Origin of the sequence: Pedobacter sp. ASV28, assembly GCF_016428855.1 — a bacterium.
Classification (GTDB): Bacteria; Bacteroidota; Bacteroidia; order Sphingobacteriales; family Sphingobacteriaceae; genus Pedobacter.
Genome location: NZ_JAELTN010000049.1, coordinates 23827 through 36685 on the forward strand (window position 1 = coordinate 23827; position 12859 = coordinate 36685).

Below are 12859 nucleotides of genomic sequence, written 5' to 3' on the forward strand. Positions count from 1 at the left end.
TTTATTAACATTTAATACAATTGAAAGCAACGATAATTATCACCGTCAATTAAATATTTAGCTAAATTAAAAATTTTCGTGTACGTTAACGAAAATTTTATATTTTTGTTTAACATCCATTTTTCATCAACCAAATAAATAATAGGCATTCGAAAATGCTTTTAAACTGAACCATAAAAATTATGAAGAAAACCATTTCGCAAAGGTACCTGTCCCTAGATGTATTACGGGGATTAACGGTAGCCTTAATGATTGTAGTAAACACTCCAGGCAGTTGGGCTGCTATTTACGCTCCTTTTAAACATGCAGAATGGCATGGCTTTACATTAACAGATCTTGTATTTCCAACATTTTTGTTTGTAGTGGGGAATGCTTTGAGCTTTAGCTTGAAAAAATTGGAAGATGTATCTTTTGGAGATTTCTTCAAGAAGGTAGCTAAGCGAACACTGATTATATTTATGATTGGTGTATTACTTAACTTATTTCCATTTGTGGTATTTGGTGATGATGGTAGCGTTACGCTAAAAAACTTTCTGGAAGTTAGGATATTTGGCGTTCTACAACGTATTGCATTATGTTATTTCTTCGGCAGTTTAATCATTTACTTCTTTAGAAAAACCTCAGTTATCGTTGCTATAAGTGCATTTATATTGCTTTCGTACTGGGCTATTTTGTATTACTTTGGTCAGAAGGGAAACCCCTATGGTTTAGAGGGAAACGCAGTTAGAACTTTAGATGTGCTTTTATTCAATAGTAAAAATTTATATCAAGGTTTCGGTGTTGCTTTTGAACCAGAGGGAGTATTGAGCACTTGGCCATCCATCGTAAATGTATTGATTGGTTACTTAACTGGAAGATATCTACAAAAGCAGGGCAACAATACCACAGCTGTTTATCGTTTAGTTGGTGTTGGCATTGTTTTTTTAGCGATTGGTTTTGTGTGGGACTACAACTTCCCTATCAATAAACCAATTTGGACAAGCTCTTATGTACTTTTCTCTTTAGGTTGGGATTTAGTAATTACAGGTGTACTAATTGCACTAATTGATGTGCTAAATTTCAAAAAATGGACTTACTTTTTCGAGGTATTTGGAAAGAATGCACTCTTTATCTATATCCTAGCTTGGGTAATTATGAAGATATTCCATCTCATTAAAGTCGATGGTTCATCCATTTCATCATTATTTTATAAAAACGTATTAAATAGCTGGATGGCAGATAAAAATGCCTCTTTGGTCTTTGCAGTACTGTACATGCTACTGCTTTGGGTAATTGGATTAATCCTCGATAAGAAAAAAATCTACGTAAAAGTTTAAGTAATATCAACTTAACACAATTAAATGAAACAAAAGTCATTCATCACCATTTGCTTACTATTATTAGTTATGCAAGGCTATGCACAAAAAATAGACCTCACTTGGAATATTTTAACGAACAATCATAAGGGCTCTGAGCAAACATTATCTGAGTTAATTTTAACCAATCCTTCCACTAAAGTTGACGTTCCGGCTAAAGGTTGGACTATCTATTTCAATTCTGGCAATCCTCGTAATGCCAATACAGACACAGCTTTGCTAAAAATCACCCACATTAATGGAGATTTGTTTAGTGTTACACCTGGCAAAAACTTTAAAGGAATTGCTCCAAAGAAATCTGCAAGGGTACAAATACTGTCGCGAAGTCTAAAAAATATCACCGATTTTTCTGAGGGTTTCTATATCGTATACCACAGTAAACCCAATGCTCCTATCTCACTTACCGTAAAAAACAAATCGGCTATAGAATATAGTGCGCAAGAAAAGGCCATTGCCAATCACATTTATGAACAAAACAAGGTTATAGTTCAGGTGAATGAAAACAAAATTCCTCCTTTTATACCTAGTCCAGTGAGCTTTGAGAAAACGAGTGGAAGTTTTTCGCTTAGCGGAAACACTAAAATTGTAAGCGATGCAGCATTTGTTAAAGAGGCTGAACTGTTAAAAGTAGAGTTAGGCAAAGTTTTAACGCAAATACCACAAATAACACCATCTGCACCACAAAATAGTATTACATTAAAGGAAAAAACAGAATTAGCCGCAGAAGCTTATGAACTAAAAATTACATCAGCAGGTATCAGTATTTTCGCAGCAAAACCAGCAGGAGCATTTTATGGTATTCAATCGCTTAAAAATCTGTTGCCTGCAACCTCTTGGAAAGCCAAACAAAATAACATCGTTATTGCTGCTTGGAAAATTAAAGACGAGCCTCGTTTTCAGCATCGTGCTTTTATGATGGATATTGCTAGAAATTTCCAGCCAAAGGCGCAAATTTTAAAGGTACTAGATGTGCTTTCGCTATATAAAATCAATGTTTTCCATTTACATTTTAATGATGATGAAGGCTGGAGAATTGAAATTGACGGTTTGCCAGAGCTTACCGAAGTAGGTAGCAGAAGAGGCCATACTTTAACAGAAGATTCACATTTACTCCCCTCTTATGGCTCTGGTCCTAGTGTAAGCAACCATTCTGGGAGTGGTCATCTAAGCAAAGCTGATTTTATCGAAATCCTTAAATATGCCAATGCAAGACACATTAACGTTATCCCAGAATATGAAACTCCAGGGCATGCTAGAGCAGCAATTAAGGCAATGGATGCTCGCTACAGACGCTTAATTGCTGCTGGAAAACCAGAAGAAGCTAAACAATACTTGTTGAGGGATTTAGCAGACCAATCTATTTATCGTTCGGTACAAGGCTTTAGTGACAATGTTATTAACCCTGCACTACCTTCTGTTTATAATTTCATTGGCAAAATTATCAATGAAACAGTAGCGATGTATAAAGCCGCCAATGCGCCATTACATACCATCCATTTTGGTGGAGATGAGGTTCCAGCTGGGGTATGGGAAAAATCGCCTGCAGTCAAAACTTTATTAGAAAAAGATAAATCGATTGAAAACGTAGATGAATTATGGCATTACTATTTTAAAAATGTAAATGCTTTACTAAAGGCTAAAAATCTTTACCTATCTGGATGGGAAGAAATTGGTTTGAAGAAACAGTTAGTAAATGGTAAAAAACAAATGGTTTTGGATACTAGATTTGTTAACGAAAACTTTCATACCGATGTTTGGAATAACCTAAAAGGCAATGAAGATTTAGCTTACAAATTGGCCAATGCTGGTTATAAAGTAGTGTTAACCAATGTAACCAATATGTACTTAGATTTGGCTTACAACAAAGATTATAACGAAATTGGCCAATATTGGGGTGGTTATGTTGATGTAAATAAACCGTTCAATTTCATTCCTTTCAATTATTATAAGAACCAAACCGAAGACCAATATGGCAATCCCTTACCAAAAGGCTATTATAATGCCATGGATAAATTAAACGAGAAAGCTAAGGCAAATATTATTGGTGTACAAGCACCTTTATGGAGCGAAGTATTGCACACCAAGGAACGCTTCGAGTATCTGTTTCTTCCAAAAATTATGGGTTTAGCAGAACGTGGCTGGGCCACAGATCCAGATTGGGCTACTGAAACAGACCTTGTAAAAAGTAAAGAATTATATGAAAAAGATTGGTCTAGCTTTGTGAGCAGAATTGGCAGGCAGGAATTTACTAAACTAAACCATTATGCAGGCGGTTTTGAATATCGAATTCCAACTGCTGGATATGTAGTTATGGATAACAAAGTAACTGCAAATGTGCTTTATCCGAACTTAACGATACGCTATACCATAGATGGCTCAACACCAAAAGCGAATAGTCCGAAATATTCATCAGCAATTCCATACCAAAACAGCATAAAACTTAGGGTGTTTAATAATGAAGGCAGAGGTGGTAGGACTGTTAAGGTGGTGAAGTAAACTAATCTCATAAAAAAATTCCCGTTGACACTTGTTAGCGGGATTTTTTTTGTTTTAGATACAATTTTAAATTTTAACAACTCTTCATTAGATAGCTAAAATTTGACTGTACTAATAAAGGTCAAAGATCTCTCCATTTCGCTACAATTCAGTCGAGATGACGGTAATGCGAAATTTACTAGTGAACTAACAAAAAGCCAACTCTCCGAAAAAATCTTTTCTATGAAAATCTGGTTTTTCGGCTTCAATCATGTTCCAAGTTAGAAAATGAGGTTGCGGCAAACCATCTCCGCATTTATAGAAATTGCCCTTTGCTTTTAAATTATTAAAGGAAGTGATTTGATGCTTGATGAAAATCTCGCGTGGAATGACTAGCATAATTTCCCAGTCGAAACCTGTATTAGTATTGAGGGTACTATTGGAATTGATTTTAGAAGAGAAACTCAGTTGTTTAATCACATCAATAGGTAATAACCTACGTCCATGCCTACCAGTTCCGTAACCAATTTTTGTAAAGCCTAAGCAATTGAACTCTAAGTTGTAATATCCAGCCGCATCAAAAGCAATGAAAAGCTCCACGCAACTATCATTATGAATATTTCCATTAGTCACTTCATTTGCCAAAAGGTATTTTTCTGCAATAATGTACTTCAATAAAATCGATTGACCGTTGTGCGCCATTGAAAACTTTGCATCTACGTTAGCCTGATAAGCAGGCCAGGGATTACAATCAATAGCCGTAGTTTTCAAATCATCCATAAGCTGACTAATTTGCTCAACTTCCTGCACTCCATCTGTATCTAAAAAAGGTATCTCTAATCTTCTCACTCGCTTATTTCTTTTATGTATCGGCTTAGATTTTCACCAAATCTTTTCTATAAACCACATTGCCTTTAACAATGGTAGTATTTATGCTTATCTCCTCATCAAAAATCACGATGTCGGCATCCTTACCCTTTACCAACTCCCCTTTTTTGTCTTGAATATTCAAGATTTTTGCTGGTGTGACACTTGCCATTTTTACCGCATCTAACAGGGGAACATCGGCCAATGTCATCATATTCCTCACCAATCTATCGGCAGTTGCCACACTTCCCGCAAATGCAGTACGGTCTGGTAATTTAGCCACCCCATCTTCAATAATCACCTCTAAACCACCTTTTAAACTACCTAGAATGCTTTTACCCTCTGGCATTCCGGCACCCCTCATAGCATCGGTGATTAAAGCCGTACGCTCCGCTCCTTTTATTTTGTAAATCAGTTTTAACAATGGCGCAGGCAAATGCACACCATCCACAATAATTTCTACTGTCATTCCATCCAACAAGTAGGCACTTTCTATTACGCCCGCATAACGGAAGGCATTACGTCTAGAAACCCCCGACATGCACGAATAAAAATGAGTAGCGTGGTTAAAACCAACTACATAAGCTCTCACCACTTCTTCGTAAATAGCATCGGTATGGGCAATGGCCGCCAACACCTTATTTTGTTTTAAGAATTGGCCAAACTCAATTGTACCTGGTAATTCTGGTGCGGCGCTCCATCTTTTAATATGTTTTGAGGCAGCAAGTATTTCTTTGTATTCTGCTGGGTCTGGATTACGGATATACCTCGGGTCTTGTGCCCCCTTTTGCGACATGGCAAAATAAGGCCCTTCAATATGAATACCTATAAAGTCTGCACCTTCCCTATTCACCGCATCGGCTTCCTCGTAAATGGCTAGTGTAGTTAACAAGTCTTCCTTCTCGCAACTTAAGGTAGTGGGCATTAATGCCGTGGTGCCGTATTGTGTATGGGTTTTGGCAATCGTTAAAAATGCTTCTAGCGTATTGTCCATAAAATCATGCCCACCGCCGCCGTGCACATGCATGTCGATAAAGCCAGGGGAAACGTACTTTCCTTTGGCATCTATTTCGAGCACATTTTCGAGTGCTATGTTTTTTGTCGAGATGTCGGCTATTTTGCCATTGGCAATAACCAAAGTACCATTTTTAAGCACCCCAGCAGGTGTAATGATATTTCCGTTAAATATTTTGATGTAATTACTCATGAGCGATTATTTTTTGGACCAACTTCTTAAAGTGTGACCGTAGAAAGCGTAAAAAATGAGGTAGCTATAACATGGTATTAAAACCCAATAGGCTTCCCTTAAACTATGATGATCGGCCCAATAGCCGTAAAACAAAGGCATGATAGCGTTTCCGCAAAGTCCCATAATTAACAGCGATGCACCGGTTTTGATAAACCTGCCCAAATTGTCTAAAGCCAATGGCCAAACGCCTGCCCAAATCATAGAATTGGCAAAGCCTAACAATACGATAAACCAAACGGAGATATCGGTTTGATGTCCGAAAAGGTTGATTTCTCCCGAAAAAAAGAGAATACAACAGCTTAGAGTTAAGCCTAACAAAGTGCAAATCTTCAGTGCTGTTTTTTGGGAAATTAGTTTTGGGATAAATGTAATGCCTAATAAATATCCTACAATAGTTGCTGTTAAAGTATAGGACGGGAAGGTTTTGGCTTCCATGAAATCCATACCGTGATGAGTAGCGTAATTTACAATACTGTCTACCGCAATGACCTGCGAACCCACGTGAAAGAAGATGGCAATGGCTCCTAACACCAAATAAGGGAAATCTAATATGCTTTTCTTATCGGCATTGGCAGCAAGCACTTCTTCAGATTCGCTTTCAGTATCGATCTCTGGTAGTGGAGAATATCTTACAAAAAAGCCTAGTATTAGTAATAACAAAGCAACAATACCGTAGGGAACTACCACACGCTGTATTAGCTCATCTAATGCCGCAGCTTTTTCGAGGCCTTGCATTAATTCAATTTGTTTAAATAGTGTACTATCTGTTGGACGTAAAACCACGGCAGAGAAAAGCAAAGGTGCCAAAATACCAGCCATTTTATTGCAGATACCCATTACACTAAAACGTTGTGCAGCCCTTTCTTTTGGGCCCAAAATGGTAATGTAAGGATTTGCCGCAGTCTGTAAAATGGCTAGGCCCACACCCAGCGTAAATAAACCAGTTAAAAAAATGCCATAGGTACGGGTTAAGCCGGCAGGCACAAAAAGCAGGGCACCGATACACATTGCCCAGAAACCAATCATCATTCCTTTTTTAAACCCTACTTTTTTAAGGAGATATCCAGCAGGTAATGACATTACTAAATAAGCAATGTAAAAAGCAAAAGCCACTAAATAAGACTCGAAGTGATTAAGCTCGCAAGCAATTTTGAAGAAAGGAATAAGGATAGCATTTATCCAAGTTACAAAACCAAAAATAAAGAATAACAATCCGATTAGCGAGATCGAAATAATGGTATCTTTCTTACTTAGTGAGCTTACCTGAACTGGATTATTTTGTGATGGCATAATATAATTACTGAAGCTTATTTTAATTTATTTAATCTATCAACAAGGTCTAGGTATCTGAAATTTCTCAACCTTGTTTCTTCTTCTATTTCTTTGTCAAACAACAGGTAAGTATTTAGCTTCCTAAATTGTTTATCAACTTCTGCTGTATTTAAAGTCCTCAGTTTTTTTAATAAGCCCGCAGCATCAGCTATTTTAAACGTTGGCTGATTTAAAGCAACCTCCACTTCCATGGTAACCAAATAGTTATAACGGATATTGGCCATTAAAGTATAGTGTTCAAATTCTTGTTGCGCCCGTAACGGCTTAAGTTTTTTGAAAGTATCCAAAGTGTATAATGCACTATCTACCAGTTGTTTTATAGTGAAGTTTGGCTTATTCACCTTACCCTGATTTACCTCATAGGGTGCTAGCTTTAAGGCGTTCCAAAATAGTTTTGCATCAGCTCTGCTGAAACCGTATTTCTCTACTGCATACTTCTCAACAAACTCATTTGGATTAAAAGGTTTTTCTGAAGAAACAGCGTTGAAAAAACCATCAATTAATAAATTGAAACCAGAGATTGGATATACCCTTCTAATGGCATGCAAATCGATATAATCGCTGTGCGACTCTGCAATTTGAGAATATATACCAGAGGTAGACCACGAGGTCATGATCATTCCTTTGTAACCCAATTCTTTTCCTTGAGGTATAAATGTTTTAATGTTATTGAAGTGCTTTGCCCAATCGGTTAGGAAATAATTATCCGGATGGCTTCTAATTGCTGGCGAACCCCAAATCTCGAAACCGCTTTGCATCAATTTCTTATGATCACCAAAACGGTCTAATTCCCAACCATAATTCCAATCTATAAAAATGGTTTGTTTTGGGAGTGATTTTAAAGCATCGGGATATTTTAAGGCGATATCTGCCCAAACTACAGGCTTTTTACCTAGACTCACCACCAATTCGCAAAGCATTTTGATGTAATCGCCATACAAACGCCCCATTCCCAAAGAATCAGCCTTGCGTTTAGATTCTGGTGAACGGCCCAGCAAGTAAGTTTCATCTCCACCAATGTGGAAATATTGAGATTTATGGGTACTGATAAGGTCTTTAAACAAATCGGAAAACAATGCTTTGCATCGCTCTTCTCTAATTGGATTTACTTGAGAATAATCTTTTTGGTCTTCTCGTAAGTCCTTGTATCGGTAGTGTTTAAGTATATACTCTACGTGACCGAAGCTTTGTTGTAGAGGAATAACATCAATCTTTAAAGAGTCGCAGTAAGCAATGAAAGATTTTACTTCAGCTCTACTGTAAGCATATTTATTGGAAATTACAGCATGCTTTTCGAAAGGATAAGACGCTTCCCATTCCATTACCAAAGTGTTGATTCCGTTTTTGCTGAGGTTGAGGACAAAGGCTTTTAAGGCAGGCATTTTCATCACCTGTATCCTCAAATCTAAATGGAAACCTTTTACTGAAAAATCTCTAAGAGCAGCAGTGCTACTTGCATTAACATTTAATCCTAAGCACCAAAACAACCCTAACAAAACTACCCATTTACTTACACTTACTTTATCTGCCACAGCTTATCTATTTAAATTTAAACCTATCATTCTTCATTATTTGAGATGTTATTTAGACAATAGGTTTAAGACAATCAAACACTAAAATTATTAATTAAAAACAGCATAATGTGGCCTTAGATTTACATCCCCCGATTGCACCCAAGACCATCGCCATTATACTGATATCTTTAAAGAGCGCATCTGTTTATTTCACAAACTTTGCTGCGCCAATATTTCCTGCTGCACCAATTTTTACTACATACAAACCTTTAGACAAAACACTAACGTCTAACTTCGGCTGGTTTGCTCCTTTACTTAATTGCACTTTTTGTGTAATTAACTTCTTACCGTTTAGGTCCACAATTACAACTTCTGCATTTGTATTTTCTAACGAATTAAAGGTTAGCAATAGCTTACTTTCAGCATTTAAAAAAGCGATTAACTTACGGGCTTCTAAATCGAAATTTACAACTATAGGACCATACTCTTTACTGTCACCATTGTTATCTACTTGCTTTAATTTGTAATAGTTCTTTCCGCTAACTGGGTTATTGTCTACAAATTGATAGCTGCTGCTTCCGTTACTATTTCCTTTTCCGTTAACTTTATCAATTACTTTGAAAACGCCATTTTCAGATGCTCTTAATACTTCAAAATAAGCGTTGTTTTTTTCTGAAGCTGTAGTCCAATTTAACTGCACACCATTTGTTATTTTTTTGTGTGTAAATGAGGTTAATTCTACCGGTAGTACGTTTTGAGGTACCCAACCAAATTTGATATTACTTACAGACACAACCAACTGATTACTGGCTGCATTATGGGCTGCAATAAATATGGCGTCTATTTTTTCGTTTACAGCAAGTTCTGTTGAAGGAATGTTAGAGATAAGGCTACCCCCAGGCTGTTGTTCAATGGTTAATAGGTTACCATTTGCAAAAATATTATATGTTCTTGCCGGCAATGTATAATTTTCGATTCCTCTGCTATAATTTCTTGGTATAGAGGTGTTATTACAATATATCTCTACATTTAAGTCTGTATTTTTTTGGAATGTGGCGTATGAAGTACCAAACGCAGGATCTGAATATCTATAAGTTCCATCACTGGTTCTAAGATAACGGGCACCACCATTAGTTTGAGAGTTACCCGGTTGGAATCTAAAAGCACCAAATATACCCAAATCTGGAGTGCTTCCCGCTACATTCAGCTGCTTATCATTTGCAAAGATATCGTCACCAGATTGTCCCGATTTTCCAAAACCAAGCACAAAGGTTCCTCCATTAGGAGTGCTCTCAACTTTGAGCTTAAAAAAAATACTCGTAACAGCAGATGTACCACTAATACTGTGAAGAGCAAATTTGTTCAGCGTTTCGGCTGAAATACTGGAGGTAATTGAAAGCGTAGAGCCGTTAATGACAAAACCACCACCACCGTTAGCGGAAGTAAATACTCTTGCCGTACCACTGGACGGTGAGGCTAAGTACACAGCACTAGAAGAAGTAGATGAAGATGACTGTGCGATCCCACCTGCTGCATAAGTAGTTCCTAATGTTCCTTCGGCAATACTATAATCGTAAGATGTAGCTTGCGAGGCTCCTTGCCAAGTACCATAAGTTTGTCCTTTAGCAAAGTATGCTCCGATAAAAAGGAGGCTTGTAGATAGTAGCAATTTTAATTTCATAATGGTTAGTTTAGGATTAATATGTGATTAATTTTGAGCTAATGTGCCCGCTTTAATATTGCTCATAGAGAAATTCAGGGTATTTTCTGCACTGCTAGCACCAGTTATCATAAAGGAATCGATAGCCATATTTGCTTCTAATTCGCCAGTTGCAGGAAGGTTTTCTGAGCCGTTTAACTTCAGCGCTTTATCTCCTACAAAAATTCTGAATGTTTGCGCTGGTAAGGTGTAAACATTTCCTTTACGTGTAAAAGACTGCTCTTCTTTGGAGTTGTTGCTATAGATCTCAACGTTCAAGTTTCCACTTTTATCGAAAATATCTGTATCGTAAGCTTTGTGTACGTATGATGAACCACTCAAAGTTCTATGCTCTGGATTGGTGTAAGTATTGCCTACAATAAATCTGATGGCACCAAAAAGCCCTTCCTGTTTTCTGTTATTATAGCCAGCAGCATTTTTAAAAAGACTTGTCTGTGAATTTCCAAAAGCTAAAACCGCAGTACCTTTAACGCCATCATTAAAAGATAGGGTGAAGAACAAGCTTCCTACTGGAGAAGACTGAGGAATATCAGTAACAGAAAACTTATTGGGAGCATCTGAGTTACTGGCACCAAAATTAATGGTTGTTTTATTTAGTGCAAAACCAGCACCCGCAGATGGAGCTACCACTACCCTAGCTGTACCAGCAGCTGGAAATGGTAAAAAACCTGGTTTGTCTTTACTAGATTCAGAAATTTTCGCCTCTCCGCCTGCATTAAATTTTTTGCCTGTTCCTGTTCCAGTGCCCAAGTCGTAAGTCCACGAAGTGGCTTCTGTTGAACCTTTCCAAATGCCGTAAGTTTGGGCTTTAGCGGCTGTTACAGCCAAGCCTAATATGGCTAATGTTAAAAATTTAGTCCTCATATGTTGTTTAGTTTATTAGTTTCCTATTAATGATTTGAGTTTGATATTGCTTACAGAGAAATTCAAAGTGTTGCCTACACTGCTGCCTCCAGACACCATAAAAGCATCTATTGGCATATAAGGCAATAACTCGCCTGTTGATGTAATATTAGCCGAACCTCCGAATTTAACCTGTGTACCATTTACGTACATGTGAAACGAAGCAGCAAGTAAAGTATAATCCACACCATCTTTTTTGTACACTCTTGGGTTGCCAGTGTTATTGCAATACACTTCAAAATTCAAATCGCCAGTCCTAGGGAAAACATCCACATCGTGCGACCTGTGCACATAAGATGTACCATCCAAGTATCTGTACTGCGCATTTGATGAACTTGATCCCACCAAAAATCTGATGGCAGTGAAAACTCCGTCTTGCTTACTATTTGAATAGGCATCGTTAGCTTTAAATAGATTTCCATCGCCGCCGCCGATAGCTAAAATGGCTGTACCTTGTGTACTATTGTTAAATGATAGTTTGAAAGACAAATTCACCAAGGTAGATGAACCAGCAATATCGTACAATGAGAATTTATTAGGAGCTGCACCATTACTGGCACCAAGAGTTAATACAGCATTAGCTAAACTAAATCCTGCACCCGCATTTGCTGCAACAACTGTTCTTGCCGTACCGATACTTGGATATGGTAAAAACCCAGGCGCATCTTTTTTAGATTCTGAAACTTGAACAGCCGATGTAGCATTTAAAGTTGTACCATTACCTGTTCCAGAGACCAAGTTATATTCCCAGTTCCATGGCAGATGCTTTCCAGTCCAATTATCTGTTGGTGTGCTTAATTGTGTTCTAATCCATTTACCTGCTTCTTTCAAATTATCGTCAGTCCATGGTCCGTTAGGGCAAGTTCCTGTTTTCCAAGCAGCACCCGTTAGCGGACTATCAGAATAGTTCCAGTTGCACCAAGAAATTTTTCGCTCTTCCATAAATTTCAACCACTTGGCAGACATTACGAAATCGTTAGCTCCATCTCCCCAACCGTCTTGCGTACCAAATTCAGTTACAAATACCGGAATACCATTTTCAATTGCTTTAGAAACATAGCCCATTCTTCGCCCTTGGTGATTGGATTGCCAATTATCTGCAGCATAGAAATGCATGGTGTACATAATGTTTTCGAAAGCCAATTTGTTACCAATCACTAAATCTGGTCTAGAAGCATGTTCTGGTGTACCCACAATAATGATAGATTGCGGATCATTATTTCTGATGATAGGAACAATTTGATCTGCATAGTTTTTAATCATTGGCCAAGTAACTTCATATTGTTTGTTATTTGGCTCATTACAGATTTCGTAAATTATATTTCCTTTGCTAGCGTGCTTTTTAGACATGTGCTCAAAAAATACTTTGGCACGTTCTGTATTGTAATTTGGATCTCCGGGGTCTAACATATGGAAATCTACCAAAGCGTAAACACCTTCTTTG

The 12859-nt window shown here is 37.5% G+C and carries 9 protein-coding genes; 2 read left to right on the forward strand and 7 right to left on the reverse strand.

The window, feature by feature from the left end:
* The first annotated feature begins 182 nt into the window (after positions 1–182).
* Both JHD79_RS16745 and JHD79_RS16750 read left to right on the forward strand, forming a co-directional pair.
* A complete protein-coding gene (locus JHD79_RS16745; RefSeq protein WP_199120447.1) occupies positions 183–1316 on the forward strand; it encodes an acyltransferase family protein in 1134 nt (377 codons plus the stop codon).
* A gap of 24 nt (positions 1317–1340) precedes the next feature.
* Entirely contained in the window at positions 1341–3851 is a 2511-nt protein-coding gene (locus JHD79_RS16750) for a family 20 glycosylhydrolase (protein ID WP_199120448.1), read from the forward strand.
* Between the two features lie 186 nt (positions 3852–4037).
* On the opposite strand, the gene JHD79_RS16755 is transcribed toward JHD79_RS16750, so the two are convergent.
* The 7 genes from JHD79_RS16755 to JHD79_RS16785 form a co-directional block, all read right to left on the reverse strand.
* Complete coding sequence (locus tag JHD79_RS16755) at positions 4038–4679, reverse strand: carbohydrate-binding family 9-like protein (protein WP_199120449.1); 642 nt, start codon at positions 4677–4679, stop codon at positions 4038–4040.
* 25 nt (positions 4680–4704) lie between these two features.
* Positions 4705–5904 carry an N-acetylglucosamine-6-phosphate deacetylase gene (nagA, locus tag JHD79_RS16760; protein ID WP_199120450.1) on the reverse strand — a complete coding sequence of 400 codons (1200 nt, stop codon included), beginning with the start codon at positions 5902–5904 and terminating at the stop codon, positions 4705–4707.
* A 6-nt stretch (positions 5905–5910) separates the two neighbouring features.
* Positions 5911–7236, reverse strand: coding sequence for a sugar MFS transporter (locus JHD79_RS16765; protein WP_199120451.1), 1326 nt, complete (start codon positions 7234–7236; stop codon positions 5911–5913).
* A 17-nt stretch (positions 7237–7253) separates the two neighbouring features.
* Entirely contained in the window at positions 7254–8810 is a 1557-nt protein-coding gene (locus JHD79_RS16770) for a beta-N-acetylhexosaminidase (protein ID WP_370583351.1), read from the reverse strand.
* Between the two features lie 187 nt (positions 8811–8997).
* Entirely contained in the window at positions 8998–10473 is a 1476-nt protein-coding gene (locus JHD79_RS16775; protein ID WP_199120452.1) for a T9SS type A sorting domain-containing protein, read from the reverse strand.
* Between the two features lie 27 nt (positions 10474–10500).
* Positions 10501–11376: a hypothetical protein gene (locus JHD79_RS16780; RefSeq protein ID WP_199120453.1), complete on the reverse strand. Its 876-nt coding sequence runs from the start codon at positions 11374–11376 to the stop codon at positions 10501–10503.
* A gap of 15 nt (positions 11377–11391) precedes the next feature.
* Positions 11392–12859: glycoside hydrolase family 5 protein (locus tag JHD79_RS16785; protein ID WP_199120454.1), on the reverse strand; the 1468-nt coding region annotated here is incomplete at its 5' end.

Bases quoted from the DNA above. Each gene is read 5' to 3' on its own strand.
- JHD79_RS16745 (WP_199120447.1), top strand. From the start codon at position 183: ATGAAGAAAACCATTTCGCAAAGGTACCTGTCCCTAGATGTATTACGG.
- JHD79_RS16750 (WP_199120448.1), top strand. From the start codon at position 1,341: ATGAAACAAAAGTCATTCATCACCATTTGCTTACTATTATTAGTTATG.
- nagA (WP_199120450.1), bottom strand. From the start codon at position 5,904: ATGAGTAATTACATCAAAATATTTAACGGAAATATCATTACACCTGCT.
- JHD79_RS16765 (WP_199120451.1), bottom strand. From the start codon at position 7,236: ATGCCATCACAAAATAATCCAGTTCAGGTAAGCTCACTAAGTAAGAAA.
- JHD79_RS16775 (WP_199120452.1), bottom strand. From the start codon at position 10,473: ATGAAATTAAAATTGCTACTATCTACAAGCCTCCTTTTTATCGGAGCA.
- JHD79_RS16780 (WP_199120453.1), bottom strand. From the start codon at position 11,376: ATGAGGACTAAATTTTTAACATTAGCCATATTAGGCTTGGCTGTAACA.